We start from the raw sequence: 26,879 nt of genomic DNA on the forward strand, positions 1-26,879 counted from the left end.
CAACTCTGGACGTTTCATCTTAAACGAGCTGCAAGCGTGTCCTGTACCGGAAAGGTTTGAACATTGATGCGCCGTTTTGAGGATGCGCGTATCCTTATGTACAGCCACGATACGTTCGGGCTGGGGCATTTAAGGCGTTGCAGAACCATCGCTCATGCGCTGGTCGAGGATTATCGCGGGCTGAATATCCTGATCATATCGGGCGCCACGATTGCGGGCGCTTTCGATTACCGCGCCCGTGTCGATTTCGTGAAAGTGCCGAGTGTCATCAAGCTGCGCAATGGTGAATATACGTCGCTGGCCAGCCATATCGACCTCTGCGACACGCTCAAGATGCGCCAGTCGATTATTCGCCATACGGCAGAGACCTTCCAGCCAGATATCTTCATCGTCGACAAGGAGCCGATGGGGCTGAAGGGCGAAGTGGAAGAAACGCTGTCTTATCTCAAGAGCCGGGGCACCAAGCTCATTCTTGGCCTGCGCGAGGTGATGGATGCTCCACATCTTCTGGAAGCGGAGTGGAAGAAGAACAACATCATCGAGAAAATCGACCGGTACTACGACAACGTATGGGTTTATGGACCGCCGGATTTCTACGATCCGCTCGTTGAGCTGGATGTGCCGGAGACCCTGCGCCGCAAGATGAATTTTGTCGGTTTTCTCCAGCGCAGCCTTGCGCACGACAAGGCATCGTTGCCGCATGTCCCGGATGGAGATTATATCCTTGTCACGACCGGCGGTGGCGGGGATGGCGCCGATCTGGTGCGCAATGTCATCAACGCCTACCAGAAAGTGCCGGAACTTAAGGCTCGCGCATTCATCGTTCTGGGTCCCTATATGCCTGCAAAGGAACGGACAAAATTGCGCAAAAGCGCACAGAATATCCCTTATCTCGAGGTGATCGAGTTCGATAATCGCATGGAAGACCTGATCGCAGGCGCAAAGGCGGTGGTCGCGATGGGCGGCTACAACACCTATTGCGAGATATTATCGTTCGACAAACCGGCGCTGATCGTTCCGCGCGTCGAGCCTCGGGAAGAACAGCTTATCCGCGCCCGCCGCGCTGCGGAACTCAATCTCATAGAAATGCTGCTTCCCGAGGAAGCTGACGATCCGCAACGACTGGCGGAAGTTCTGCAACGCCTGCCTGACCGGTTGCCGCCGTCGGCAAGCAACAGCGATATGCGCCTGGAGGGGTTGCCTCATATTTCCCAGATCGTCGGAGAATGGCTGGATGAGAGCGAACGGCAGTCGGGAGCTGTCCCGGAGACCCTCATTGCAGCAAAATAGTTTGGCAGCCATGCCCGTTCGTCGAAAACTGCTTGTCGTGCTGAAGGGCTATCCGCGTCTTTCGGAAACCTTCATCGCACAGGAACTTCTGGGGCTGGAGCGTGCGGGTTTCGACCTGACACTCATTTCGATGCGCCGTCCGACCGACAAGAAGCGGCACCCGATCCATGACGAGATCAAGGCCCGCGTCGTCTATCTGCCGGAATATCTTTATGAAGAGCCGTTGCGGGTTTTGCGCGGAATGTGGGCCGCATGGCGCAGACCCGGTTTTCACCGGCTCATGCGCCAGTTCCTGAAGGATCTGCGGCGGGATATTACGCCCAACCGTGTGCGGCGGCTGGGGCAGGCCATGGTGCTTGCCCATGAATGGCCGGACCGGGGCGAATGGCTGCATGCGCATTTCATCCACACACCGGCCTCGGTGACAGCCTATGCAAGCCTTCTGACCGGCGTGCCATGGACGTGTTCCGCACACGCCAAGGATATCTGGACTTCGCCGGACTGGGAACTGGCGGAAAAACTTGGAGCCACGCGCTGGAGTGTCACCTGCACGCGCGCCGGCTATGAGCATATGCGCGGCCTGACCCCGCGCAAGGACGCTGTGCATCTGAGCTATCACGGGCTCGATCTCGACCGTTTTGGCCGCTTCGAGGCGCCGCGCTCATCAAGGGATGGCGCCGACGCCAGCGATCCGCTGCGTATCCTCAGCGTCGGTCGAGCCGTGCCCAAGAAGGGCTATGATGTGCTTTTGCATGCGCTGGCGCTATTGCCTTCCGATATCCACTGGCACTTCACGCATATCGGCGGCGGCGACCAGCTTGCCCATCTGAAGCCGCTCGCGGAATCCCTCGGTCTGGCCGACCGGATCGCGTGGAAAGGCGCGCTGGCACAGGAAGAGGTGCTGGAGCATTACCGTCAATCGGATATTTTCGCGCTGGCATGCCGGATCACGGCCGATGGCGACCGCGATGGGCTGCCGAATGTGATTGTTGAAGCATCGAGCCAGAACCTCGTTTGTGTTTCGACCAATATTTCCGGCGTCCCGGAGCTGTTGAGCGACGGCGAAAACGGGTTTCTGGTGCCGTCCGAAGATCCGGAAGCGCTTGCCGCCGCGCTTGAGAAGCTCGCCGGAGACCCGCAATTACGCCATCGGTTGGGCGAGGCGGCGGAACATCGCGTTCGTCATCATTTCGATCATCACGCCAGCATTCACCAGCTAACGGAACTTTTCGAGCGGGAATGGACGAAGACATGAGCGGCAGCCCTGCAAAACCGGGTCCGAAGGTCTTGTTTTATGTCCAGCACCTTCTGGGGATAGGGCACATCGCGCGGGCAAGCCGCATCGCGTCGGCGATGAAGGACGACGGTTTCGACGTGACCGTGGTAACAGGCGGGCTTCCGGTTCCGGGGTTTCCGGCGGATGGCATTCCGGCAATTGCGCTGCCTCCGCTCGTAGCAAACAACGCCGGTTTCTCCGGCCTTGCCGATGCGGACGGTCGGCCTGCGGACGAAGCTTTTCTGGCGCAGCGTCGGGACAGGCTTCTGGAGATATTTCACCGGCTGAAGCCGGATATGGTCATTATCGAAGCCTTTCCGTTCGGGCGGCGGCAAATGCGGTTTGAGCTTATTCCGCTGATCGAGGCCATTGAAAACTCCACGCCGCGCCCGAAGCTCATCACGTCCGTGCGTGATATCGTCCAGCAGAGGACGAAACCGGGCCGCAATGAGGAAACGGTTGCACTGGTCAAGGCTCACTTCGACCATGTTCTGGTTCACGGCGACGAGAATTTCGTGTCTTTGTCCGATAGCTTTCCGCTGGCGGACGAGATTGCCGACCGCATCGTCCATACGGGTCTGGTTGCGGCTCCGCCCGCGCCCGCCAGCCCGGAAAAATTCGATATTGTCGTCTCCGCAGGTGGCGGAGCGGTGGGGGCGGCATTGGTGAACGCCGCGATTGGCGCTGCCCGACAGCATATAGAGCGCAGTTGGTGCGTCATCGCCGGTCCCAATCTGCCGGAAGCCGATTTCCAGAAGCTTCTGCAAGATAGCCCATCTAATGTGGAGGTGGTGCGTTTTCGCAAGGATTTTCCGTCGCTTTTGCGAGGGGCCAAGGTTTCGGTATCGCAAGCCGGGTACAACACGGTCTGCGATCTGCTACAGGCGGGATGCAAAGCAATTCTGGTACCATTCACGCAAGGCGGAGAAACGGAACAGGCGGTGAGGGCGCAACGGCTTGAGGAAATGGGGCTTGCTGTGGCCATTTCCGAGGATTGCCTTAATGCTCATGTGCTGAGCAATGCGGTTGCAGCGATGCTTGAGAGTCCGTCACCGTCTGCTGCGGCGCTCGACCTCGACGGCGCGCGTAAAACCGCCAGTTATCTTCGCTCGATCCGGTAATCCACTCGACCAATGATCCATAGAACACGCTGCACCTGGGCGGATGCAGGGAACGCTTTAAGCTTTTGCTTTTACGCGCGTCCGCCTAAGATTGCCGCCGACATATGCAGCTTGCCAGAAACCGGTCAAAGCCTGAATGACAGCACCGTCCAAAATCCGCGTTCCATCCGAACGTCTGTTGCGAAAAGCTCGATTGGCTTCCGGGCTTGTGATGGTAACGTTCCTTGTGTTGCACATGAGCAATCATGCGCTGAATCTGATTTCGTTGAATGCTGCTGAAAAGGGCCGACTGCTCTTTCTGCTGCTATGGCGTAATCCGATTGGAACGACGCTTCTCTATGGTGCGATACTAGTACACCTGAGTCTTGTGCTGCGTTCGCTCTATAATCGGCGCTCGCTGAAGCTGCCGTTTGGCGAAATGATGCAAATTCTGCTCGGTCTGTTGATCCCGCTCCTGATCATGGAACACGTGATCGGCACCCGTCTCCGACATGAACTGGTGGGCTATAACGATACCTATCGAAATATTGTTTATACGCTGTGGGTCGCTTCTCCATTCAACGGCGTAAAGCAGACCATAGCCCTTGTTGTTGCGTGGACACATGGATGCATAGGCATCTATTTCTGGCTTCGTCCGAGAAGGTGGTTTCAGCGTGCTGCACCGCTTCTGCTGAGTATCGCCATCCTGCTGCCCGTTCTTGCACTGCTCGGATTTGCAAATTCCGGGCGGTCCCTTGCCACTATTCCCGTCGAGGCAGCTTCCCTGTCGGGCGGGGAGAACGCACGACTTTCGCGGGCTATCGATCCAGTAAGCCAGTTTCAGATCAGATTGGCCCTTTATGGCACATTCGGCGGCGCTATTGCGCTTTTGTTGACCTTTCGCGCCTTGCGCAGCTGGCGGGAGTGGGCGAACCAGATCAGGATAACCTACCCAAACGGTGAAATCGTAACTGTTCCCCGCGGGTTCAGCATTCTTGAAGCCAGTCGGTCTGCCGGAATTCCACATTACTCGATATGTGGCGGTAAAGGCCGTTGTTCCACCTGCCGTGTCAGAGTGATCAAGGGAGGTGACGAATTGCCGGCACCTGGTTCCATTGAAGAAGAAACGCTGTTTCGCATTGGTGCCGACCGCGATGTCCGCCTCGGTTGCCAGTTGCGCCCGGAAAAGGATGTCAGCGTAGTGCCGCTGATTATGCCGGACCCGGATGTTGCTGCTGATGGAGCGGCGCAATTGACGGTTGCCGGACAAGAGCGGGACATTACAGTGCTGTTTTGCGATCTGCGCAGTTTCACGCAGCTGGCGGAAACCAAGTTGCCTTACGATGTCGTTTTTCTCCTGAACCGTTATTTCGCTGTTGTCGGGCAGGCTGTTCAGTTGGCCGATGGCAGGCTGGACAAATTTATCGGCGACGGTGCCATGGCCCTGTTCGGACTGCGTGAATCGAGTGAGGATAGCTGCCGGAATGCCCTTGCCGCGGCGGTCCAGATCGTGCGGGAGATAGAGCGCCTCAATGAGGAAATGGCCGATGAACTTTCACTACCGTTGCGGGTCGCTATCGGTATTCATACCGGCCCCGCCATCGTGGGGACCATGGGTTACGACAAGGTGAAGGGGCTGACGGCAGTCGGCGATACCGTAAACGTTGCCAGTCGGCTGGAAAATATCGCCAAAGCGCGGGATGCGGCAATCGTCTTTTCGGAACCGGTCGCAGTTGGCGCGAACACGAAAGTCGAGGGGCTGGAAGCGGAGGATATTTCCATTCGCGGAAGATCAGGTCCGCTCCGGGTCTATGTGGTGTCAGCGGAACAGGCCGCATGGCTGGCATGATGCTTCCAGCTATAGATAGTGAGAAAAATGCATTCTTGTTCTGAGGAAGATGGGGCGGAGAGAACAATTTCATCGGCACAAACAAAAAGATAGAGTGCTTTTCATTAATCGCATATACGAAAGAAGAATGTAGTCTGTTGAATAAAAGAAGCGGATTTCTGTCAAACAGAAGCCTGTAGCCGTTCTAGTGGTCTAGTTCCGACATTTGCATCCCTCTGATGCAGGCGCCGAGCAAATGTGGGAATCGAAAAGACCATTAGCAACTTTATGTATCTAGTGGATTTCTCGAATTTGACGTTTGAAACAGCATCTCATTCCGTCGGGATTCAAACGTCAAATTCAATCCACTAGTTCGTTCTTGCAGCACTTTCTGAGCAAACCGGTTCCCCTTTTTGCTGGAAGTGCCAGTGTGGTGCCCATGGAAAAAAGCCTTGCCCGCTATATCTGGTCCTCGACACGTCTCCAGCAGGCATGGATTCTTATGATCGTCGCCCTGTCGATGATTCCGTATTTCCTGTCATTCGATCTGCCCAAGCAGATCATCAACGGGCCCATACAGGGTGGAGGATTCGAGACGCCGGGCGCGACGCAGACCTTCATGCGCATCGCCTACGACTTTCCTTATTTCGGAGAGGTAGTGTTTTTTGGCGGTTTGCAGCTCAACCGCATTCAGATGCTGGTGGGGCTCAGTCTGGTTTTCCTTCTGCTGGTCATCATCAACGGCCTCTTCAAGCTCTATATCAATACCTATAAGGGCCGCCTCGGCGAACGTATGCTGCGGCGCATCCGTTTCGAGTTGATCGACCGGGTTCTCCGTTTTCCGCCCTTTCATTTCAAGCGGGTCCGCTCGGCGGAAATCGCGACGATGATCAAGGACGAGGTGGAACCGTTGGGCGGTTTCACCGGCGATGCATTCGTTCAGCCCGCCTTGCTGGGTGGTCAGGCGCTGACAGCGCTGATTTTCATCTTGATGCAGAGTTTCTGGCTTGGCATGATCGCAGCCGTCATCGTTGCGGCGCAGGGCATTATCATCCCCAGAATGCGCAAGCGATTGCTCGAACTGGGACGCCAGCGCCAGCTCACGGCCCGCCAGCTCTCAGGCCGCGTGGGCGAGATCGTCGATGGTATCGGCGCCATTCATGGCAACGATACGTCCAATTTCGAGCGCGCCGATATCGCTGATCGGCTTGGGCGCATCTTCACTATCCGTTATGATCTTTATCAGTGGAAATTTCTGGTCAAGTTCATCAATAACTTTCTGGCGCAGGTCACGCCGTTTCTTTTCTATATGCTCGGCGGGATGTTTGCGCTGCATGGCCGCCTCGATATCGGCCAGCTTGTGGCCGTGATCAATGCCTACAAGGACCTTCCCGGTCCCTTGAAAGAACTGATCGATTGGGATCAATCACGGCAGGACGTGCAGGTCAAATATGCGCAGGTCGTCGAGCAGTTCAACGTCGACAATCTGATCGATCCGAAAATCCATGCGGTCGAGTACAAAAGGATTCCGCCGCTCAATCAGTCGTTCGTCGCCGCCAATGTAACGGTTCTGGATGACAGCGGCGGACGCCTGCTGGAACCCCTCAACATAGAAATCCGTCCGACCGAGACCGTTGCCGTGATCGGGTCGGCGGGCAGCGGCACCGAAGTTTTCGCGGAACTTCTCGCGCGGCTAGTCTGGCCCGATACCGGACGACTTACCATCGACGGGCATGATATTCTTTCCTTGCCGGAATCCGTCACCGGCCGTCGCATCGCCTATGCGTCGTCGGATGCCTATTTCTTCAGCGGGTCGCTACGCGACAACCTGCTCTATGGTCTCAAGCACGCACCGCTGACCGAGGTTCGGTATGAAGGCGCTGCGGCCGTCGAGCGCCGCTGGCAGATTCAGGAAGCAAAGAGAGCAAAGAATCCGGCTTTCGACCTGAACAGCGATTGGGTCGATTATGCGTCGATGGGAATATCGGGCGCGGCGGAGCTCAGCACGGTCGTGCGTCCCGTACTCGAGGCTGTGATGATCAAGCACGATATCATCGACATGGCGCTGAGGTCGCAGGTCGATACGATTGCGCATCCAGCGCTTGGCGATCATATCGTGGAATTCCGGCAGGCCTTGCGTGACAGGCTCGATCAAGAAAGCCTTGCCGATCTTGTTGTTCCTTTCGAACCGGATACATACAATCTGCAGGCGACTGTCGGTGAAAATCTGCTTTTCGGTGTGCTCGATCGTTCATCGATGACGATCCGGCAACTGGCCGCGCACCCATTCTTTAAAAAGATACTGATCGAAAACGATCTCTATGCGGATCTTTATCGGATGGGACTGGAAATCGCAGAGAATGCGATTGAGCTTTTCCGGGATCTGCCGGAAGACCATCCCTTCTTTCAACAGCTTACCTTCATGCGTCCGGAGGATATTCCGGACTACCAACTGCTTATCCAGAAATTGCAGGGTGTCGAGGTCGGAGGCGTTTCACCGGACGATTGGGTCAGTATTACCCGTTTGAGCTTTGCCTACCTCGAGCCGCGCCATCGTTTCGGTTTGCTGACCGATGTCCTGAAGGCCAAGATTGTCAGGGCGAGAAAGCAGATTGTACGGGATTTGCCGTCCGAGTTGCAGGCCGTGATCGAGACCTATCATCCGGACAAGTTCATTTCCAGCGCGAGCCTGCTCGACAATCTTCTTTTCGGTAAAGTGAGTTACGGTCAGGCAGATGCGTTGGAACGTATACGGGCGATCGTCATCGACCTTTTCGAAGCTTTGGGCCAATCGGAAGCGATCCTTGCGATAGGACTCGATTTCGATGTCGGTTCGGGCGGAAAACGACTGACAAGCGTTCAGCGCCAGAAGATCAATGTCGCGCGCGCTTTGCTCAAGCGTGCCGATTATGTGATCTTCAATCGCCCGCTGCCAGCGCTGGATCAGCGGATACAGATTCAGATCGCGGAGAATATTATGCAAAACCTTCATAAGGAAGGACACACTCCCGCTATAATATGGACTTTGAGCAATTTTCCTCTCGCCAGCAATTTTGATCGCGTTATCGTATTCGAGAGCGGTCATCTGGTTCAGGATGGCACTTACGAGACGTTGCTTAAAGAGGGTGGCGTGTTCAGGGAACTGGTAGCACAATGAGCCTGTCCAGCAGTTTTTCGCGGGATGGAAGGAAGGCAGGGGAAGAAAAGGTGAGTCCATGCTTCTGAAAGACGAAGTGGAGATGTTGCGTCGGATTCCGCTCTTTGCCGGTGTGTCACCGGCTAAGCTGAAACTCCTGGCTTTTACCTCCGACCGTGTCAGTTACAAGGCCAACCAGTCGCTGTTTCATCAGGGTGATAGTGCAGACGCAGCCTATGTCATTCTGTCGGGCAATGCCGATATTCTTGTCGATACGCCGGAAGGATCGATCAAGGTCGCGGAAGCGAAGCATGATTCAATCGTCGGAGAGATAGGCATTCTCTGCGATATATCGCGCACCGCAACGGTCACGGCTTCCACAGCACTTGAGGCTTTGCGTATCAGCAAGGAGCATTTTCTAAAACTCCTGACCGATTATCCCGAAATAACAATCGAGATCATGCGGGTTCTGGCCAGCAGACTGAGTCATACAACGGCGGAACTGACGCAAGAGCGCAGTCGGCGCTAAAAAAATGGTTAGAGCGGCTGGATCGAACCATCTCCAAGGTCGATCCGGAAGTTGCGTGAAGGCAACCCGCCCATGTAAGCCCCCATCATGCGCAACAGGATACCGATTTTTTCGTGGAGGCTACCCAGCTTGTCGGTTCTCGACGCAAAAAGCGCGATGAATGTCTGGTAGATGCGCAACCGATGCGGACATATCCACCCGAACGCCAACTCGCTTGCCTTGCGCAGGCGGTACCAGTCGCCCAGAAGTTCCAGAAACGAAACAGCCTGAAGCGTTTCGCCGTGCAGGGTATGTTCGGCGCAGAATATTCGGATTTCGTCTTCGGAACAGTGACCTTTTGGCGTCATTGTGAATATGCCGGTCGCCTCGTCCATATCCATGGATGAAGGCTGATTGACCAGAAACACCAGGTCGGCAAGTGTCAGAACTTTGGCGATAGCGGCCAGATCTTTGGGCCATTCCTTGCGCAGATAGCGGTGAATGACAAGCTGTTGCACATGCTCGGACAAAAACGAACCGTAGTCCGGCGTATCGAGAATGGTGCCGACGTCCTTGCGGGTAAGCGCCAGTTCCGTCCGGTATTGTGCGTCGAGATGAGCGTCCCGGGCAAGCCCATCGAGCATGGCCGTTTCGATCTCGATACTGTTGCCATCTGTTTTGACAATCTTGAAGGCGGGCGGAAAGGCCACGAGCGACGGCACACCGACATTGATCAGCCAGTCCCGACCGGATACCGCCTGCGCCGTGTCGTTGATATGCAGATGACCGCTGAAATGAACGCCAATTCCAGTATTCGCAATGGTTTGCGCCGTTGCCGGGGCAGGGGTCCTTTTTACGGCCCCGGTTGGGCCGATGAGCGAAAACTCGTCCGCAGTCGTGCCGTTCAGCATGTCGATGGTCGGATAGTGCGAAAAGGTAAGCAGGCATTTGCCGCCTTCGCATGCGCGTCGGGCCACGTCCTGCATCCATTGAAACAGGAAATGCTTGTGCTCGATTACAGCGTTCCATCCGGCATTGGTGCTGTCCACGAAAGCCTGCGCTTCGCCCCCTGCGAAGTTGCCATTGCGCGGCGCGAAGACATTGACGTCGAGCATGAGCAGCCAGAGGCCGGGGGCGGGCTCCACCAGATAGGAAGCATCCATGAGGCTATAGCGATTGCGACCGTCCGGTGATGTTACATTATAAAGCCGGTGCTCCGGTGCATCGTCTGTTCCGAAAGGCGTTTCCCAATAAAGGTCGCCATCTCGGTGAAAGAAACCGAGGCCGGTTATGGCCTGCAAGCCTTCGGGGTAGCCCTTGCAATACATTTTGGGCGTGAGAACAAATCCATTCGCCTCATGATCGATGAATTCCGCGCTGCTCGCGACGAAAGTGTAGCTGCCGTCAGCGTTCAGCAGGCGCTTGCCATGATGGCGTCCGGCAGGGCCGAAAATATCGTGATTGCCGGGAACTGCCGTGAAAACCATCCCGTAAGCGTGCCGATAGGAATCGAGCAGGCGTTGAAGCGCGGCAAGTGTCGCGATCTGGCCGTCGTCGGAATAATCGCCCAGAAGGACAACATGCCTGATCTGCCGCCGGGCAATGTCGTCGAGCGCAGCACGCAGCGCTTGATAGCTTTCATTGAAAACGCGTGTCGAGCGAACCGTATCTGTAAGCCGCCGCGCAGTCATGACGCCGTTTTTGGTTTCAATTCCCTTGAAATCGTAGTCGCCATAAAGGTCGTGGAAATGTGCGTCGGCGATGACGGCAATGGTCGGTAAATCTGCAAGGGACATGAAGGGGAGATTCCTGTTCCGGTCGGCAATGAATAATAGATGTCATAAAGTTTAAAAAACAGATTGCTATCGCCTGCCAACAGATTGAATGTATGCTTGGGTGGTATTGGGTGGCAAATGCGATGACGGATGATGAAATAAGGGTCAGGTTCTGGGGAACACGTGGCAGTATTCCAGTCTCAGGCCCCGAATTTGAGCGCTATGGCGGAAATACGCCATGTATAGAATTGCAATGCGGTGAGCACAGGCTGATCTTCGATGCCGGTTCGGGAATTCGGGAAGCTGGGGAGGCGATGGCTGCAGAGGGCGTGTCGCACTACGATCTGTTTTTCACGCATTCCCACTATGATCATATCATGGGACTGCCTTACTTCGTGCCGGTCTATAATCCTGCGGCGCGGGTGAAATTCTGGTCCGGTCATCTGCATAGCCAGATGACGACCCGGGAACTGCTCAATCAGTTCATGCGACCGCCGTTTTTTCCCATCGCACCGGCTATCTGGAAAGCCGCGGTCGAATTTCAGGATTTTCAGACAGGTGACAAGCTTACCCCGTGCAATGGCGTGACGATCCGCACGGGCAGTCTGAACCACCCCGGCGGTTGCATCGGCTATCGTATCGAGTGGGCGGGAAAATCGGTGGCACTCGTCTATGATACGGAACACGCCGGGGATCAGCTTGATCCCAATGTGCTGGCGTTGATCGAAAATTGCGATCTGATGGTCTATGACTGCACCTATACCGACGACGAAATGAAACGCTGCTTCGGCTTTGGTCATTCGACCTGGCGTCACGGAGCGCGGCTTGCAAAGGCTGCGGGCGTGAAGCGTTTTGCGCTGTTTCATCACGCCCCCACCCGCACGGACGACGCGCTGGACGAATGCGAGCGAGCAACACGGGAACTGTTTTCCGCGGCTTTCGCAGCGCGCGACCGTCAGGTTGTGATTGTCTGAACCTCAAGACAGAAGGTCGGGTAAATTCTTCCAGGCAATTCCCGGTTTTGTTGTGGTGATCTCGAACAATGCGTTCAGGAAAGCCCACGCCGCATCATCATGCACGAGATGGTGTGCCAGAATGCCGATCGGCTCGTCATCGTTGTCGAAGCGCTGTTTCATCTGGGTGACTATATCGGCCACCAGATCGCCGTGCGGACGGCAACCACGTGTTCCGTGCCAGTCCATAAGATCGACATGGGTATTGATGCACGGGATTTCGCCCGGCTCGGTTTTGGCTGTGCCGAAAACCGAAAGCGCGCGGAAGCCTGATTTCCTCAACTCAACGCGGATATCCTGATCGATCCGGTTCCAGGGCGGAACCAGAACTGGCGAAAGTTGTCGGCCATAGAGTGTTTCCAGTTTGGAAAGCCCTGTTTCCAATTGACGGAGAACCGTCGCAAGCGGCCTTTCCGGCCCAAGCTCCTGCTTCTTTCGACCTGGTGCAGCATGGCTTTCATGCGACCATCCGTGGACGGCGACCGTGACAAGATTTTTGCCGGAGAGATGTAGTGCCAGCTCTTGGCCCGTTGACTCCGGTATGACGGCAAGGGCAACCGGCACACGATAACGGTCAGAAAGGTTGATTAGCCGGTCGAGTGCGGGCGTTGGATCCACCGCATCGTCATCGCGTAGCCAAAACCGAGCGACACGCCCATTATGCGCCCAACGCTCCATCTCCGCCAGCAAGGGGGCAAGGATAGTTTGCTTCATCGGGGCGGTCTTTTCAGCGTGCTTAAAAAGCCATGCATTCTCTTCGCTGTCTCCTCAAGAGAACGTTCGCTATGCACAAAACAGCGAGCCGCCCGACCAAGCCTGGATGCCTCACCAGGGTTGTCCAGCAGGTACTTGATCGCATCGGCATACGCAATTGTGTTTCCTTCCGGCGTTAGCAGGCCAGTCCTGCCGTTGATCACGACTTCAGGAACTCCTGCGGTCCTTTGAGCAATCACCGGGAGTCCAGCCGCCTGGGCTTCAAGATAAGCCATGCCATAGGCTTCTCCGTTTCCCGGCCAGACATAGAGACCGCCCTCACTCAGGATTTCAGCGATTTCCTCTTTGTTTTTTTGCCCGAGCCAATCAATCCTTTTTTCCGGAAAGTGTGAAAATAGCGCCTCGATACCGGGCCTTTCGGGGCCGTCTCCAATTATGGAAAGCGTCCAGTCTCTATTGTTGATCTGAGATAAAGCGTCCGCAAGCATCCGATAACTGGCTAACTTGTCACCTTTCCTCATCATAGCCGTCGTCACGAGGCGCGTTGGATTGAAAGCAGGCGTACGCCAATAGATTCCAGCATCTATGAAGGGAGGTAATGCCGCATAGTGAGCTTCAGGTGCGACCGATCGCAAACCAGCCAAATCTCTTTGGGTGAAGTGAATATTGAGTTGCGCCATACGGATCGCAATCTTCACCCGGCGCTGCTCCGCATCCCAGCCCGAACGATCTCGGCTAGCAGCATAGCTGGATTCTGCTGTTATGTAAGGTATATTAAGATAACGGCAAATGGATGGTCCTATCAGGTCGGGCGATTTATAATATACGTGATATGAGAACCATGCGTCAGGAAGAAAACCATTCTTAAATTTCTCTATTATTGTTTTCTTTTCAATTTTTGCATCTTTTATTAGACTAAGAAAATCATTTTGTTGGCGATGGAAAGATCTGAAATGAGAAATGATCTCAATTTCGTTCCCCGACATCTCTATTGCTCGCATGAGCAATGATCCCATTGTCCGATCTCCTGACGGTACCGGGTGATCAGGAGATTTCAGGGGTGCGTAAAATGCAATCCGCATTGGTGGAATGTCCGATGGATGTGTAGAGGCGGGACAATTTTGAGATGAATAATCATAGTGTATATCGAGTTTTTACAGTCTCATAAAGGGCTTAGGGTCAGGACCTATTAATTTGGTGGAAGGGGCTTTGTTGATTCAAGATACACTGCATTAATCGGTACGCGTTATTTGATAAAAAATCGGGAAGCTATTATCCGAACCGGGTCAAAGAGATGTCAGAACACCGATCTGGCTGAATCAGATCGGCGTTCTAACGAACAGATACATGAAGAATCAGAACTTCACGAAAGAGCAACCATTGCGACGCTTCGTTTGCCGAAATGGTGCCGTCCTTGAGGACCTGAATCAGGCGCAGTCTTGCATTTCGTTTCAGCCCGATATCACTTTAATCTTCAGTAGGCAAAAGTGGTCAGCCACCAAAGCCGAAGCCTTCTGGAATGTCGGTGAGCATGATGCCAAATGGCTCAAGGCTTTTCAATATCCAGGTCTGATTATTACCGATACGACGGTTATACCCGGCCCTGAGATTGGTGCCCGAGAAGGCCATAACGATGCGTTGAAAACCTTCCATGTCGCTATCTTTTCCTCCCGGTGGCTCATGCGCCATGGGTACTTCGAAGATACCGGGTTTCAAAAACGTGCCTTCTTGCGCGATTAAAAGCGGTACCAATATTACACTCAGTTACGATTGGATACTTTCGGGCATCACGCATCGATGAGCGCCCAAAGGAGAGCAGTATGGAACTGGGTGTATATAGTTTCGGTGATGTGCAGAAAAATGCAGAAACGGGAGAACTTGGCTCTACGGCGGATGCGATGCGCAATTTGCTTGAAGCGATCCAACTCGCCGACGAAGTTGGACTCGATTACTTCGGTATCGGTGAACATCATACGCGTGAAATGCCAGCGTCGGCCGCGACCGTCGTTCTGGGCGCTGCAGCATCGACCACGAAGAACATTAAACTTGGCAGCGCCGTAACCGTGTTGAGTACTGACGATCCGGTACGTGTTTTTCAACAGTTTGCAACGGTGGACGCGCTGTCGAATGGTCGCGCTGAAATTACGGCGGGTAGAGGCTCCTCCACGGAATCCTTTCCTCTTTTCGGGCATGATCTCAACAATTATGATGAGCTTTATGCTGAAAAACTTGATCTGCTTCTGAAAATCAATGATAGCGAAAAAGTTATCTGGCAGGGTAAGTTTCGTCCGGCGCTGAACGACGCGCTTGTTGTGCCGCGCCCCGACAACGGTTCGTTGCCAGTCTGGCTTGCGACCGGCGGTAATCCGCACTCGTCAGTTCGTGCCGGCCTGCTCGGCCTACCGATTTCCTATGCCATCATTGGTGGTCAGGCTTCACGCTTTGCGCCACTGGCCGATCTTTATCGGCGCGCTGCCGCTCAAGCGGACATAGCACCGGAGAAGGTGAAAGTCTCGGTCGCCACGCCGGGTTTTGTCGACGAGAATGCCGCTGAAGCCAAAGAATTCTTCTGGACCCACTGGCATGCCGTCATGGAACAGCTTGGTAGGATACGCGGTTTCGCGCCACCTCCCCGTTCTCATTATGATCGGGAAGCGAGCGGTGCGGGAGCGCTTTTTGCGGGTAGCCCGGAGGAAATCGCAGAACGTATCATCGAGTTGCACCGCCACATCGGTCATATGCGGCAATTCTTCCAGATGGACGTTGGACAAATGCCACACAAGGCATTCCTGCGCTCGATAGAACTGTTGGGCACCAGGGTAAAACCTCTGGTCGATGCGGAACTGGGCTCTGGAAAGTAGATAGGAGCAAACCAAATATGCCAACATCTCAGGTTCGGACCATCGGTATATTAGGCGCGGGCCGCGTTGGCACTGCTATAGCCCGTCGTGCGGTAACGGCGGGCTATGAGGTGCGAGTGGCGACCTCCAAAGCGCCGGAAGATATAGCACTGGTGCTGGAAATCATGGTTCCGGGCGCGAAGGCCAGCACCGCACGCAATGTAATCGCTACTGCTGACATCATAGTGCTTGCTTTGCCGCTTTCCAAGTATCGAAGCCTTTCACCGGAATTGCTGGCTGGCAAGATCGTTGTCGATGCCATGAATTACTGGGCTCCGACCGACGGAACGATTGCCGAATTTGAAGGTGGGCGCTCAAGCAGCATGGTTGTGCAGGATTTTTTGTCCGGCGCACGGCTGGTGCGAAGCTTTAATCATATGGGCTATCATGAAATCGATGAGGAAGCCCGTCCGGCAGGTGATCCCGAGCGTCGTGCGCTGGCTGTAGCCGGGAACGACGCGGAGGCACGTCGCGAGGTGGCTTGCTTTATCGACCGTATCGGTTTCGATCCTGTCGATGCCGGACCGCTGGCTTTCAGCCGTTCGTTCGAGACCGGCACACCGCTATTCGGCGCCACTGTAAGCCGGGCGGATATGGAGCGCGCCTTTGGGCTTCAACGTGCAGGATAGCACCGATGTCGGAACTCTATGGGTTTCATACATCTCGTGTAGTCGAGCGGAAGTGACAGCGCTCCACCTCACCGGAATTCGGGATGCGGAACTGTGGTGGCCGGGCTCCCCGGTTTTCGCGCCCCTGTCAATCTCCGCCGACTGGACGCCGGTCAAGCCTATGCCGCATCCTCAATTGGAAAGCCACTCGACTGGCCGGAACTTTCCATACGATGTTCCAGATTTTCATTTCAGGAAAGGGCGCTATTGGATAGCATTTTTATGAAATTTTCATTTAGTGGAATATTTTTCTGTTTCAAATTTTCGCGGAATGGTCAAAGTTCCTGAAATCAGCGGATTTTCCTGAATGTTCACCGCAAGGTTTCATGAATATTTGAACTGTCCCAAAAAATAGTTATATTAATTAGATTGGCCTGATTGGCGTACTGTTATTTTCTTAATCGTAATGAAAAAGTCTCACCTATCCACATCCCACGTGCTTCCCGCGGAAAGGACCGAGTTCTGGCGGACTCTCATTGGGCCCGTGTATCATGTTTTGTCTTTTGAGCGAGACACTCCGATAACGCTTGAGGGCGATATAACAACATTTCCTCTGGCAAATCTGGCGATCGGCGAGATCAGGTCCAACGCCCAACGTTACCAGCGGGATCGGCTCTTGATCAGTTCCGGGGGGCTGGATTCATATCTTATTCAGATTATCACTGAGGGCGAGATTTCAGGAGATTTTAGCGGGGTGGTTTCAAAAGCTTCCCCCGGAGACATCCTTATTATCGATCTGGGGCGTGTCGTGCAGAGCAACGTCAATCCGGGGCATCGGATCACGGTGGTGGTCCCGAGACAGGATTTGGACAAAGCTGTACATTGGAAAAATATTCATGGACTGGTGTTGCCGGGGCAGGCTGCATCTTCCCGCCTGATCGCCGGCTTTATGCGGGGAATCCTGGAAGTAGGCCCGGAATTGACAGATGAAGAAGCTGACTATGCCAAGAACGCACTCATCTTTCTGCTTTCATCCGCCGTCAACGGAACCGAGGTTTCCGACATTTCAGACACTGTAATTCATAGCAATGGAATCAAGTCATCCATCGTCAGCTTTATAGAAAAAAATATACAAAATAGAGAATTGAACGTTTCTTATATTCAATCCCATTTCAATATATCGCGAGCACATCTTTATCGGCTATTCGACTCCGAGAATGGTATATCAAAATACATCAAGGACAAGCGTCTGGATTATGTTCTTCGTGTCATGGCGGAGAACCGGTATCGAGGCGTCACAGCAAAGCAGATGGCGCATGAAAGCGGTTTTGAGTCACCGACAGCGCTCAACCGGATGTTTCGTGAGCGGTTTGGCGTAACGCCGAAGGAAATGGTTAAATCAGGTGGGCATCTGAAGTTATCGAAGTTCAATGCCGACGCTCGGTCTGATGTTCGGGAACAGATACTGGACGCTGCGAAGTTGTTTTTGGATATAAAGGAAAGTGGCGATCGATAGGGTATACTTTGGGTAGCCAGAACAGGATCACATCAGGAAGAAGCGATCCCGAATTGGCTGTTCCCAAGGTAATCCTCCCCGTTTCAGCGTCAGGAATTACCGCTCAGTCCGTCGCTGAAACACGCACTTTTTATAGGATATTCGCTGATGCATCTCGGATTTTTGCTGGAAAACGCTGGTGACTGATCAGGCCGCTGCGAGCATCTCGGCAATATGGTCTTTGAGAGCCAGGCGCTGCCTGCGCAGATTGGTTTCTTCTTCCTGGCTGACTGGCGCGATCTTCGTCTCTGCCCGATGAATGCGATCATTGACGGAATCATATTCCTCAAGAACGCAGGCAAATTTCGGGTCCTCTGCCTTCAATATATGAATTGCATCGAGTTGGCCGGGAAATTCTTCTCCGAGGGTATGAGGTGTATTCGACATTCCGTATTTCCTTCCTTAGAGCATGTCTCCCGAAAGTGGGAACCGGTTTCGGGATAAAGACATGCGTCAAAACAAAAACTTAAAGCGTGTCACCTGAGTATGATTGAATGCGATACGCTTTAGGGCCGTTGCAATAGCTGGCACAAGCTTCGCAAGTCACCCGACCAAGGGCATTGATCGCGATCAAGGGAGGAATACGGAACATGCGGAATCCGCATGGCTGGCATGCAAATGTCGGCCTTCTAAACAAGGCCGACTGCTCCCATTTTAAGGGCACGGACCGAGGACGTGTCCGGATGGAGATGAAAATGTTTGCCCGCTTTAATAACAGTTTCGGTCGTGCATTCGCGCAATTCGGCAGTGCCATTCGTGTTTCGGCTGCCGTGCGCAATCACCGGGTGCCTGCCGCTCGGGACCTCGAGACGCTTGGTATCGACGTTGAACAGTTCCGTCGCATCAGGGGATAAGCAGATCAAGTAGGCGTAAGCGTATCTGAGTAATGGAGCCCGGAGTTTCCTCCGGGCTTTTGTGTTTTAGTCCTCGTCTGTTGCCATCTGGCTCAGCAGTTCGCCTTTCCCGCGCTGACGCAGGATCATGGGGACGACAACTGCGGCGATTGCCAGGGCGATCAGGACGATCGATACCCAGGAGTGGACAAGGGCGGTCGGATTGCCCTGACTGATCTGCAATGCCTGGCGCAGGCTTTTCTCGGCCATCGGGCCAAGGATCAGCCCGACGACAACCGGCGCAATGGGGTAAGAGAAACGCCGAAGCACATAGCCCAGCACACCGAATGCCAGAAGCAGGCCGAGTTCGAACGAAACCGGTAGGCCGAATAGCATCGACGTCGATGCGTTTGCGCCGATAGTTCCGAGCGTCGCAAATACGAGAATGCCTGCATAGAGCCAGTGGCGCGGGATAGTGAGCATTTTAACCCAGAGGCCGATCAGAGGCAGGTTCAAGACCAGAAGCATCATGTTGGCGACAAGAAGGCTCGCCACAAGACCCCAAACCAGCGTGGCGTTGGTCACGAAGAGAAGGGGGCCGGGCTGCAGGCCAAACTGCTGAAAACCCGCCAGCATGATAGCTGCTGTTGCAGTCGTTGGCAGTCCGAGCGTCAAAAGCGGTACGAGCGTACCGGCTGCCGACGCGTTATTGGCGGCTTCCGGCCCGGCGACGCCTTCTATAGCGCCATTGCCGAATTCTTCAGGATGCTTCGAGAACTGCCGTTCCGCCGAATAGGAGAGGAAACTCGAGACGTCAGCGCCGCCCGCAGGCATGGCGCCGATGGGAAAGCCGATCGCGGTGCCGCGCAGCCAGGGCATCCACGAGCGTTTCCAGTCATTCTTCGTCATCCAGACAGAGCCTTTGACCGCAATGACGTCGTCTTCCGGGCCAAGCTTTTTCGACACGACCGCAAGCGTTTCTCCGATCGCGAAGAGTGCAACCGCGAGCGTGGTCACATTGATTCCGTCGAGCAGGTTCGGCGTTCCCATGACCAGTCGGGCTTGTCCGGTGAGCTGATCAATACCTATCAGGCCGAGCGCCAGACCAATAAAAAGGGATGTCAGACCGCGAAGCGTGGAATCGCCGAAGGCTGCGGAAACGGTCATGAAAGCCAGGAGCATCAGGGCGAAATATTCGGATGGTCCGAAGGACAATGCGAATTTTACGACCCATGGCGCCACGAAGGCAAGCGCCAGCGTGGCGATGAGGCCCGCGATGAAGGAACCGATGGCGGCCGTTGCAAGGGCAGGGCCGCCGCGCCCGGCGCGAGCCATCTTGTTGCCTTCAAGTGCCGTGACGATGGAGGCGCTTTCGCCCGGCGTGTTGAGCAGGATCGAAGTTGTCGATCCGCCATACATGCCGCCATAATAAATGCCTGCGAACATGATCAGCGAGCCGGATGGATCCAGCTTGTAGGTAACGGGCAGGAGAAGCGCCACGGTCAGCGCGGGGCCAATACCGGGCAGAACGCCGACGGCGGTGCCGAGCGTGACGCCGATCAGGGCGTAAAGAAGGTTTGACGGTTCCAGCGCCACCAGAAGTCCGTGGGCGAGAAGTGCGACAGTATCCATGAAGGCGCTCCGTCTTTAAACGAATTGTTCAAGCCAGCCGGACGGCAGTGATAGCTGGAGGCCACGAGCGAAGACGAACCAGATCGCGAAAGCGAAGACGATGCCCACGGGTACGCTGATCCAGAATTTGCGGTAGCCGAAGCCGCGCGCGGTCGCCGCGAAAAGCAGGCCGGTTGCCAGCGAAAAGCCGACAGTCTTCATCGTCAGCATCTGGATCGCCAGACCACCGATGATCCAGGCCATGGGGGCGATTTCCTGATGCTCCCGCTTGGGAAAGTCGCCGCGAAGCGCCTCAATAACGGTCCAAATGGCGAGGCCGAACAATCCGGCGGCTATGACATAGGGAACGGTTTTGGGGCCAACGGGCGAGTAGCTGCTCACATCGTTGCCGTAGGTTGTCGACCAGGTGATGGCAATGGCTACGACGGCAAGAACGAAAGCGATGACAAGAGCGGCGAAATCTGGCGCCGCCCTTTCGGGGCGGCGCTCTTCCTGACGTTCTGAAACTGTCATTTGACGAGGCCGATTTCCTTGAGGATGGCTTCAGTCGCGGTGATGTCCTTGGCGAGTTGCTCTTTGAACGCGGGGCCTGCCAGATAGGTATCCGCCCAGCCCTTGTCCTTCAGCGCCTTCTGCCAGGATTCCGATTTCACCATTTTTTCGATATCGGCATTGATGGCAGCTTCCTGCTCGGCCGAGATGCCGGGAGCTGCACTCACCATACGCCAGTTCTGGATCGATACGTCCACGCCGCCTTCCTTGAAGGTTGGTGCGTCGATACCTTCGACAGGCTCGTCGCTCGAAATCCCAATGACGCGCAATGTGCCGGCCTTGATCTGGGCTTCGAACTCGCCATAGCCGGAAATGCCGACAGTCACCTGATTGCCGAGAATGGCGGCGAGCGCTTCGCCTCCGCCGGAGAAGGCGATGTAATTGACCTTGGTCGGATCAACACCCGAAGCCTTGGCGAAAAGGCCAGCGGTGATGTGATCCGTGCCGCCGGCGGAGCCGCCGCCCCATGAAACTGAACCGGGATCGGCCTTCAGCTTGGCCGCGAGATCGCCAAGGTTTTGAATATCGGAAGAAGCAGGCACGACGATGGCTTCATATTCACCGGTGAGGCGGGCGATCGGTGTGATCTGCTCCAGAGTAACGGGCGACTTGTTGGTCAGGATTGCGCCGACCATGACATATCCGCCGACGATGAGCTGACTTGGGTCGCCCTTGTTCTGGTTGACGAACTGTGCAAGGCCGATGGTGCCACCGGCACCGGGAACGTTGATGACCTGAACGCTGCCGGAAATCTTTTCGTCCTGAAGCACGCTCTGCATTGTACGTGCCGTCTGGTCCCAGCCGCCGCCTGGGGCCGCTGGCGCCAACACTTTGTAGTCTTCCGCGGAAGCAGTGCCAACCATACCCAACGCCGCTATCGACGTCAGGGCTATAATAAATCTACGCATGTGTCCTCCCAATGGAATCATGCCGCCGTCCGGCGGATTTCCCCAAATCCCGCTCCTCTAGCGGGAGCGTATTACATGGAGATTAGCGAAAACAAATTCAATAAGCCAGCGTATGCGAGGACAGTTTAGTCAGAATTTGGATTCGCTACTTTCGACGCGCCTGAAAATAGCAGGGCGAAAACAGCACGGCCAGATGCGCTTGACGGCTGCGAAATGGCGACGTAATAGTATAACGACGGTTCCCCGACCGAGAGTGAAGGGGATTAATAGGGAACACGGTGAGGACGACCCAACAAGGGGCCAAGACCGTGGCTGCCCCCGCAACTGTAAGCGGATTGCCGTTCATCTTCGTGACGCTCCAAGCGTCATGCCACTGCGCCGAAGAAGCGCGGGAAGGCAGATGAATCGCAGATGTTCGCGAGCCAGGAGACCTGCCGTCGAGTGTTGTCCATTGTCACGGGCGGGGATGCCCGGAACAGGAGTCGGTTATGACAGATCTCCGCGTCGCAAGGCGCTTCCCAATACCGTCATTGCACGATTGTGGCCGTAGTGATCCGGCCTGTAATCTGGCTTTGTCCCCGGATTGGCATGTCCGTTTTCTGAGCCGGATCGTATCCGCCATCTGACAGCGTGTTCTCTCTTCTTTTCGGGGATTTCGATGAAAAACTTAGGCAGGACGCCGTTTCGTGCCGTCTTTTGTGCAGTTGCTCTTTTTGCAAGCGGTTTCGCGGCTCAGGCTGCAGAAACACAATATCCACTAACGCTCAGAAATTGTGGCCGCGAGGTTACATTCACACATGCACCGAACCGTGCGGTCGCGGTTGGCCAGAGCAGCGCCGAGATACTCTACAGTCTCGGGCTCGGCGACAGGGTAGTGGGGACGGCGGTCTGGTTTGGCCCGGTCCTCAAGGGCTTCGAGGATGTGAACGCAAAGGTGAAACGGCTTGCGGACAATGATCCGAGTTTTGAGAGCGTACTGGCGCAAAAGCCTGATATCGTGACGGCTGATTTTCAGTGGCATGTCGGCCCGGTGGGAATCGTGGCCAGACCTGAACAGTTTGAGGAACTGGGCGTTCCTGCCTATACGTCGCCATCTGATTGTGTAGGCAAGGATAATTCCGGCGGCGGTGATGGTATTCGCACGGCAGCTTTCACGATGGACATTGTCTATCGGGAGATCACCGAACTTGCTGAAATCTTCAATGTGCAGGATCGCGGCGAAAGGCTGGTCGCGGAGCTGAAGGCGCGAGAAGCGGCGGCTCGCGGGAAAATCGCTTCCACCGGCGGCAAGCTTTCGGCCGTGGTCTGGTTCTCCAGTACGCAAGTCGACGCCGATCCCTATGTTGCGGGCAGGTTTGGCGCTCCAGCCTATATTCTTTCAGCACTGGGCATCAAGAATGTGATCGACAGCGAAGAGGAATGGCCGATGGTGGGTTGGGAAACGATTGCGAAATCCGGTCCGTCAATGATCATCGCGGCCAAGCTCGATCGCCGCCGCTACCCGGCTGACGACATTGCCGTGAAACATCGGTTTCTGGAAAACGATGCGGTGACCAAGCTTATGCCTGCGGTCCAGGACGGGCACGTATTCGACATGGACGCGCAGTCGATGAGCACGTCGCTTCGGGTGATAGAGGGCGTCGAAACGCTTGCCGCCGATATCGCTGCATCGGAACTTGGCAAGTGACGGCGCTCAAGTTTTTGGCGAGCACCAGAAAGAGGGGAGATGTACGCTCCGGCACGCTTCTGCTGTTCTTTTCGCTTCTTCTTCTGTTCTGTGCGTTGTGGCTTGGCGCAGCCATTGGCGAAACGGCCATACCCCTCGACGTGGTTGCCAAGACTGTCGCCAACCGGCTGTGGAATGCCGGATATACGGTGGAGCCAATCGATGAAGGTATCGTATGGAGCTATCGGCTCAGCCGCGCGGTCATAGCTGCCTGTTGCGGCGCGGCTCTGGCCTTGTCTGGCGTCATTCTCCAGTCGCTGCTGCGAAATTCGCTGGCCGATCCGTACATTCTGGGCATTTCCGCCGGAGCTTCGACCGGGGCCGTGGCTGTCGCCGTTCTGGGCATAGGGGCAAGCCTGGTTTCGCTGTCGTTCGGCGCATTCATCGGAGCCATAGTCGCTTTCGCGCTGGTTTCCCTGCTGGCATTGCGGGCCGGCCGCGACAACAGCGCGATCATCCTTGCAGGCATCGCAGGTTCTCAGCTCTTCAACGCGCTGACATCGTTCATCGTCACCAAGGCCGCAAATGCGGAGCAGGCACGCGGGATCATGTTCTGGCTTCTCGGCAATCTTTCCGGCGTACGCTGGCCGGATGTGGCGCTGGCTTTGCCTGCTTGCCTGATCGGCCTTGCCGTCTGTCTCTGGTATGCTCGCGCGCTCGATGCCTTTACCTTCGGAACAGAATCCGCCGCTTCGCTTGGCATTGCCGTGCGCCGCGCCCATGCGGTGCTGATCGGTGTCTGTGCGCTGATGACGGCAGTGATGGTTTCCATTGTCGGCTCTGTTGGCTTCGTCGGCCTCGTCATTCCCCATGCCGCGCGGATGGTTGTCGGGGTCCGTCATGGCAAGCTGTTGCCCGCCGCCGCACTAATCGGTGCGATTTTCATGATAGTTGCCGACATCCTGTCGCGTATCATCGTTCCCGGTCAGGTTTTGCCAATCGGGGTCATTACGGCATTGTTCGGCGCTCCTGCCTTCGCCCTGCTGCTGGGAAAGGGGAGGGCGGCGTCATGATCCTGTCGGCGCGCAATGTCGGCTGGTTGGCGGGCAGTATCGAAATCCTGCGCAACCTCTCATTGGACGTGCATGAGGGCGAGTTTCTCGGCATTATCGGTCCGAACGGCTCGGGCAAAACGAGTTTCCTGTCATTGCTTTCCGGTGTTCGCCGCTGCCGTATCGGCGAGGTCAGCCTGTGTGGAACGCCTATCGGTCGGTTCAGTCGACGTGAAATAGCCCGGAAACTGGCGCTGGTCGAACAACAGGCCGGAACAGGTGAGCGCATCACCGCGCGGCAAGCCGTCGCGCTGGGGCGTACCCCCTATCTTGGGGCGCTGTCGCCATGGTCGGTGAAGGACGATGCGATTGTCGATCGGGCACTCGCCGATGTCGACATGGCGCATCTGGCCAACCGCCAATGGCACACGCTTTCCGGTGGCGAGCGGCAGCGCCTGCATATAGCGCGCGCTCTGGCGCAGGAACCGCAGATACTGCTTCTGGATGAACCGACCAACCACCTCGATATAGGGCACCAGATCGGGCTTCTTGATCTTGTCAGGCGTCAGAAACTGACAGTCGTGGCGGCTCTGCATGACCTGAATCATGCGGCCATGTTCTGTGACCGCATCGCTGTCATGGACCAGGGCAATCTGGTGGCGCTTGGGCCATCGCGAGATGTACTGAACCCCGATCTTGTTCGTACCGTGTTCGGCGTCGAGGTCGATGTGGAGCATCAGGGCATTCACGGCTGTCACATCCGCTATCGTGTGCCCGGACAGATTGCGGCCAATCTGTCCCGCACGGCCTAACCGTACATCGGAGATAAGGAGGGTATGGCGAAGTAGTATCTAATATACTACGCAAGTAATGATGGGCTAAGTTTTATAAACTATAGACTTTAGTATGGTTTTTCACGGTATTGTGACCGATTTTGTTGACAAACTGTTTCCATTGCATTGACAGTTTGTTTATAGGGTGGCCCTGCGCATTCGGCGCGTGATCTCTTTTGGCATGTCGTTAGATATGTGCAGGAGATGCGCAGAACGACAGAAGAAATCGTTTTTTATGGTCTGTTCCGTCGTTCATGGTCCGGTTGTGTGAATCGTCAGGAAATGGCGGTTCGTTTTTGAATAGCAAGGCATTATTGGCGCGTTCCGCTCGAGGTCTCAGCCGGGTGGGAGCGTGTGGCAAATCCGGGTTCTGGGCTTGATTATGTAATATTTTAGGTGGCGGCTTTTCTGTAGAGAAAAGCCGCCTTATTTTTTACGGCTTCTTGTCAGGCGAGAGCCGCTTTCAGGCGGTGCTGCGCCAGACGCAGTCCGAGTTCTTCAGCGCGGGCAATCACTGGCGCAAACCGCCGCTGCTTCTTTTCTTCATGGTTGGAAGCAATATCCGCGATGCGGTGCTTCAGGAACGGATTGAGAAAACGGTCTCGCACCGATGCGAGATAGGTTTCGGCTTCCGCACCAAACCCCTCTGCCGCAAAAACCGGCAACACTTCCTCGCGCCAAACCTTTTCCAGTTCGTTGCGAATCGTTTCATCCTGCATGGCTTCCAGCACGATTTCGTCTTTCGGTCGGTTGCTCTTGAGCCATTGTTCGGCGATGAAGCTATGACCAAGATTGAGCAGATAAAGTTTCAACCGTTCATAGCGTGCAAGATCGTCGGTCACGATAATGTCGCCATGGGTACAGGGGAGCGTCAAACCGTCCGCTTTTTCGATAGCCCATAGGGCATAGGGTTCGGCAATAGCTCCTGCTGGTTCAAGAGGTTCTGAAACGATGCGATCAACGAGACTGTTGGCAAAAACGCATTGTGTTTCAAGCCACTGAATAAAGCCGTCAGGCAGTTTCCAGTCATCGGCCATGGTAAGCAAGATCGACCGCAACCTGTCGCCATTTCGTGAAATCAGTTCGCAGGGGAAGACGGATAGTGGTGCTTCCGGGTTCGTCTGCCAGCGATGATGCAGAAGCACGATCAGCTTGGCCGGAAAGCTTTTCGGCAGTACTTCCGGAGTGGCAAGCAGCGAACTGTTGTCGTCAGGATCCAGCTCATAGCCCTTGTCACCGGTATTGGAGAGGATAACATTGACGGACGTGCCGAGATCGAGGATCGCCGCCCAGTGGTGATGGGCGGAAAAGGCCGCGGAAACGCTCACGGACTGATACTCGATCTCGGAAGGCTTACCATCGATCAGGCCGCGGATCACGACCGGATAGGTTTTGCTCTCATTCAGCGCCTTAATGCGTGCCGCACTTTGCGGGTTGGATGTCGTCTGCACCACGGCAATGGTGCCGACGGCTTCACTTCTGGCGAGCGCTTCCGAAACGAAGAAATCGGCGTGGGCAAGTAGAAAACGGCTGGTGCCGAATTGAAGGATCGCTGGTTTTTCGTGCATGGAGTGCTCCCAAATGGTCGGGTCAGATAATCCACTGAAGTTAAATTGGTCAAGCCAATGTGCAAAACTAAGCCGAGGATGAGCGATTTGACGATTGATATTCATCGATCTTGGCAATATGGTAAGGCCAAT

The 26,879-nt window shown here is 55.3% G+C and carries 23 protein-coding genes and 1 riboswitch; of the genes, 15 read left to right on the forward strand and 8 right to left on the reverse strand.

What is annotated here, in order from left to right:
• Window positions 1–63 precede the first annotated feature (63 nt).
• From FHS76_RS03000 to FHS76_RS03025, 6 genes are all read left to right on the forward strand, one after another.
• Window positions 64–1,290, forward strand: a complete 1,227-nt coding sequence (locus FHS76_RS03000; protein WP_183647885.1) for a glycosyltransferase family protein — start codon at window positions 64–66, stop codon at window positions 1,288–1,290.
• Window positions 1,291–1,300: 10 nt separating this feature from the next.
• On the forward strand, window positions 1,301–2,545 hold the full coding sequence (locus FHS76_RS03005) for a glycosyltransferase (protein ID WP_183648431.1): 1,245 nt from the start codon (window positions 1,301–1,303) through the stop codon (window positions 2,543–2,545).
• Entirely contained in the window at window positions 2,542–3,687 is a 1,146-nt protein-coding gene (locus tag FHS76_RS03010) for a glycosyltransferase family protein (RefSeq protein ID WP_183647887.1), read from the forward strand. Before FHS76_RS03005 ends, FHS76_RS03010 begins: the two co-directional genes overlap by 4 nt.
• Window positions 3,688–3,823: 136 nt before the next feature.
• On the forward strand, window positions 3,824–5,515 hold the full coding sequence (locus FHS76_RS03015) for an adenylate/guanylate cyclase domain-containing protein (RefSeq protein ID WP_235992547.1): 1,692 nt from the start codon (window positions 3,824–3,826) through the stop codon (window positions 5,513–5,515).
• Between the two features lie 418 nt (window positions 5,516–5,933).
• Complete coding sequence (locus FHS76_RS03020; RefSeq protein ID WP_183647891.1) at window positions 5,934–8,651, forward strand: ABC transporter ATP-binding protein; 2,718 nt, start codon at window positions 5,934–5,936, stop codon at window positions 8,649–8,651.
• A gap of 58 nt (window positions 8,652–8,709) precedes the next feature.
• Window positions 8,710–9,159: a cyclic nucleotide-binding domain-containing protein gene (locus tag FHS76_RS03025; protein ID WP_183647893.1), complete on the forward strand. Its 450-nt coding sequence runs from the start codon at window positions 8,710–8,712 to the stop codon at window positions 9,157–9,159.
• A gap of 8 nt (window positions 9,160–9,167) precedes the next feature.
• On the opposite strand, the gene FHS76_RS03030 is transcribed toward FHS76_RS03025, so the two are convergent.
• Window positions 9,168–10,934, reverse strand: a complete 1,767-nt coding sequence (locus tag FHS76_RS03030; RefSeq protein ID WP_183647896.1) for a metallophosphoesterase family protein — start codon at window positions 10,932–10,934, stop codon at window positions 9,168–9,170.
• Between the two features lie 122 nt (window positions 10,935–11,056).
• Between FHS76_RS03030 and FHS76_RS03035 the strand changes: the two genes are divergently transcribed.
• Window positions 11,057–11,887 carry an MBL fold metallo-hydrolase gene (locus FHS76_RS03035; protein WP_183647900.1) on the forward strand — a complete coding sequence of 277 codons (831 nt, stop codon included), beginning with the start codon at window positions 11,057–11,059 and terminating at the stop codon, window positions 11,885–11,887.
• A gap of 3 nt (window positions 11,888–11,890) precedes the next feature.
• On the opposite strand, the gene FHS76_RS03040 is transcribed toward FHS76_RS03035, so the two are convergent.
• Window positions 11,891–12,640 (reverse strand): polysaccharide deacetylase family protein, encoded by a 750-nt coding sequence (locus FHS76_RS03040; protein ID WP_183647902.1) that lies wholly within the window; start codon window positions 12,638–12,640, stop codon window positions 11,891–11,893.
• Window positions 12,637–13,722, reverse strand: coding sequence for a glycosyltransferase family 4 protein (locus FHS76_RS03045; protein WP_183647905.1), 1,086 nt, complete (start codon window positions 13,720–13,722; stop codon window positions 12,637–12,639). Before FHS76_RS03045 ends, FHS76_RS03040 begins: the two co-directional genes overlap by 4 nt.
• A gap of 265 nt (window positions 13,723–13,987) precedes the next feature.
• Here FHS76_RS03045 and FHS76_RS03050 point away from each other — a divergent pair, with 265 nt between their 5' ends.
• From FHS76_RS03050 to FHS76_RS03065, 4 genes are all read left to right on the forward strand, one after another.
• Window positions 13,988–14,380 carry a hypothetical protein gene (locus tag FHS76_RS03050; RefSeq protein ID WP_183647908.1) on the forward strand — a complete coding sequence of 131 codons (393 nt, stop codon included), beginning with the start codon at window positions 13,988–13,990 and terminating at the stop codon, window positions 14,378–14,380.
• 80 nt (window positions 14,381–14,460) lie between these two features.
• On the forward strand, window positions 14,461–15,501 hold the full coding sequence (locus FHS76_RS03055; RefSeq protein WP_183647911.1) for an LLM class flavin-dependent oxidoreductase: 1,041 nt from the start codon (window positions 14,461–14,463) through the stop codon (window positions 15,499–15,501).
• A gap of 17 nt (window positions 15,502–15,518) precedes the next feature.
• Window positions 15,519–16,169, forward strand: a complete 651-nt coding sequence (locus FHS76_RS03060; protein ID WP_183647914.1) for an NADPH-dependent F420 reductase — start codon at window positions 15,519–15,521, stop codon at window positions 16,167–16,169.
• 445 nt (window positions 16,170–16,614) lie between these two features.
• A complete protein-coding gene (locus tag FHS76_RS03065; RefSeq protein ID WP_235992548.1) occupies window positions 16,615–17,664 on the forward strand; it encodes a helix-turn-helix domain-containing protein in 1,050 nt (349 codons plus the stop codon).
• Between the two features lie 186 nt (window positions 17,665–17,850).
• Here FHS76_RS03065 and FHS76_RS03070 read toward each other — a convergent pair whose 3' ends face one another.
• Entirely contained in the window at window positions 17,851–18,090 is a 240-nt protein-coding gene (locus FHS76_RS03070; protein WP_183647919.1) for a YdcH family protein, read from the reverse strand.
• A 308-nt stretch (window positions 18,091–18,398) separates the two neighbouring features.
• Here FHS76_RS03070 and FHS76_RS03075 point away from each other — a divergent pair, with 308 nt between their 5' ends.
• Window positions 18,399–18,557 (forward strand): hypothetical protein, encoded by a 159-nt coding sequence (locus tag FHS76_RS03075; RefSeq protein ID WP_183648454.1) that lies wholly within the window; start codon window positions 18,399–18,401, stop codon window positions 18,555–18,557.
• A 66-nt stretch (window positions 18,558–18,623) separates the two neighbouring features.
• Here FHS76_RS03075 and FHS76_RS03080 read toward each other — a convergent pair whose 3' ends face one another.
• The 3 genes from FHS76_RS03080 to FHS76_RS03090 are packed head-to-tail and all read right to left on the reverse strand — an operon-like array spanning window position 18,624 to window position 21,628.
• Entirely contained in the window at window positions 18,624–20,168 is a 1,545-nt protein-coding gene (locus FHS76_RS03080) for a tripartite tricarboxylate transporter permease (protein ID WP_183647922.1), read from the reverse strand.
• Window positions 20,169–20,183: 15 nt separating this feature from the next.
• On the reverse strand, window positions 20,184–20,681 hold the full coding sequence (locus FHS76_RS03085; protein ID WP_183647925.1) for a tripartite tricarboxylate transporter TctB family protein: 498 nt from the start codon (window positions 20,679–20,681) through the stop codon (window positions 20,184–20,186).
• The gene (locus FHS76_RS03090; protein ID WP_183647928.1) at window positions 20,678–21,628 is read right to left on the reverse strand and encodes a Bug family tripartite tricarboxylate transporter substrate binding protein; all 951 of its coding nucleotides are present in this window, start codon (window positions 21,626–21,628) and stop codon (window positions 20,678–20,680) included. The genes FHS76_RS03085 and FHS76_RS03090 overlap by 4 nt, the downstream gene beginning before the upstream one ends.
• Window positions 21,629–21,847: 219 nt before the next feature.
• Window positions 21,848–22,081, forward strand: a riboswitch (cobalamin riboswitch).
• Between the two features lie 205 nt (window positions 22,082–22,286).
• On the opposite strand from FHS76_RS03090, the gene FHS76_RS03095 reads away from it, so the two are divergent.
• The 3 genes from FHS76_RS03095 to FHS76_RS03105 are packed head-to-tail and all read left to right on the forward strand — an operon-like array spanning window position 22,287 to window position 25,158.
• Entirely contained in the window at window positions 22,287–23,315 is a 1,029-nt protein-coding gene (locus tag FHS76_RS03095; protein WP_183647931.1) for an ABC transporter substrate-binding protein, read from the forward strand.
• A 14-nt stretch (window positions 23,316–23,329) separates the two neighbouring features.
• A complete protein-coding gene (locus FHS76_RS03100; RefSeq protein ID WP_235992560.1) occupies window positions 23,330–24,367 on the forward strand; it encodes a FecCD family ABC transporter permease in 1,038 nt (345 codons plus the stop codon).
• Window positions 24,364–25,158, forward strand: a complete 795-nt coding sequence (locus FHS76_RS03105) for an ABC transporter ATP-binding protein (RefSeq protein WP_183647933.1) — start codon at window positions 24,364–24,366, stop codon at window positions 25,156–25,158. Before FHS76_RS03100 ends, FHS76_RS03105 begins: the two co-directional genes overlap by 4 nt.
• A 467-nt stretch (window positions 25,159–25,625) precedes the next feature.
• Here FHS76_RS03105 and FHS76_RS03110 read toward each other — a convergent pair whose 3' ends face one another.
• On the reverse strand, window positions 25,626–26,747 hold the full coding sequence (locus tag FHS76_RS03110) for a mannitol dehydrogenase family protein (protein ID WP_183647936.1): 1,122 nt from the start codon (window positions 26,745–26,747) through the stop codon (window positions 25,626–25,628).
• Window positions 26,748–26,879: the final 132 nt, after the last annotated feature.

This window comes from Brucella daejeonensis, assembly GCF_014199265.1.
GTDB classification, from domain to species: Bacteria; Pseudomonadota; Alphaproteobacteria; order Rhizobiales; family Rhizobiaceae; genus Brucella; species Brucella daejeonensis.

Coding starts and splice junctions, on each gene's coding strand:
- FHS76_RS03005 (WP_183648431.1), top strand. CDS start 1,301: ATGCCCGTTCGTCGAAAACTGCTTGTCGTGCTGAAGGGCTATCCGCGT.
- FHS76_RS03010 (WP_183647887.1), top strand. CDS start 2,542: ATGAGCGGCAGCCCTGCAAAACCGGGTCCGAAGGTCTTGTTTTATGTC.
- FHS76_RS03015 (WP_235992547.1), top strand. CDS start 3,824: ATGACAGCACCGTCCAAAATCCGCGTTCCATCCGAACGTCTGTTGCGA.
- FHS76_RS03020 (WP_183647891.1), top strand. CDS start 5,934: ATGGAAAAAAGCCTTGCCCGCTATATCTGGTCCTCGACACGTCTCCAG.
- FHS76_RS03025 (WP_183647893.1), top strand. CDS start 8,710: ATGCTTCTGAAAGACGAAGTGGAGATGTTGCGTCGGATTCCGCTCTTT.
- FHS76_RS03030 (WP_183647896.1), bottom strand. CDS start 10,934: ATGTCCCTTGCAGATTTACCGACCATTGCCGTCATCGCCGACGCACAT.
- FHS76_RS03035 (WP_183647900.1), top strand. CDS start 11,057: ATGACGGATGATGAAATAAGGGTCAGGTTCTGGGGAACACGTGGCAGT.
- FHS76_RS03040 (WP_183647902.1), bottom strand. CDS start 12,640: ATGAAGCAAACTATCCTTGCCCCCTTGCTGGCGGAGATGGAGCGTTGG.
- FHS76_RS03045 (WP_183647905.1), bottom strand. CDS start 13,722: ATGCGGATTGCATTTTACGCACCCCTGAAATCTCCTGATCACCCGGTA.
- FHS76_RS03050 (WP_183647908.1), top strand. CDS start 13,988: ATGAAGAATCAGAACTTCACGAAAGAGCAACCATTGCGACGCTTCGTT.
- FHS76_RS03055 (WP_183647911.1), top strand. CDS start 14,461: ATGGAACTGGGTGTATATAGTTTCGGTGATGTGCAGAAAAATGCAGAA.
- FHS76_RS03060 (WP_183647914.1), top strand. CDS start 15,519: ATGCCAACATCTCAGGTTCGGACCATCGGTATATTAGGCGCGGGCCGC.
- FHS76_RS03065 (WP_235992548.1), top strand. CDS start 16,615: ATGAAAAAGTCTCACCTATCCACATCCCACGTGCTTCCCGCGGAAAGG.
- FHS76_RS03070 (WP_183647919.1), bottom strand. CDS start 18,090: ATGTCGAATACACCTCATACCCTCGGAGAAGAATTTCCCGGCCAACTC.
- FHS76_RS03075 (WP_183648454.1), top strand. CDS start 18,399: ATGTTTGCCCGCTTTAATAACAGTTTCGGTCGTGCATTCGCGCAATTC.
- FHS76_RS03080 (WP_183647922.1), bottom strand. CDS start 20,168: ATGGATACTGTCGCACTTCTCGCCCACGGACTTCTGGTGGCGCTGGAA.
- FHS76_RS03085 (WP_183647925.1), bottom strand. CDS start 20,681: ATGACAGTTTCAGAACGTCAGGAAGAGCGCCGCCCCGAAAGGGCGGCG.
- FHS76_RS03090 (WP_183647928.1), bottom strand. CDS start 21,628: ATGCGTAGATTTATTATAGCCCTGACGTCGATAGCGGCGTTGGGTATG.
- FHS76_RS03095 (WP_183647931.1), top strand. CDS start 22,287: ATGAAAAACTTAGGCAGGACGCCGTTTCGTGCCGTCTTTTGTGCAGTT.
- FHS76_RS03105 (WP_183647933.1), top strand. CDS start 24,364: ATGATCCTGTCGGCGCGCAATGTCGGCTGGTTGGCGGGCAGTATCGAA.
- FHS76_RS03110 (WP_183647936.1), bottom strand. CDS start 26,747: ATGCACGAAAAACCAGCGATCCTTCAATTCGGCACCAGCCGTTTTCTA.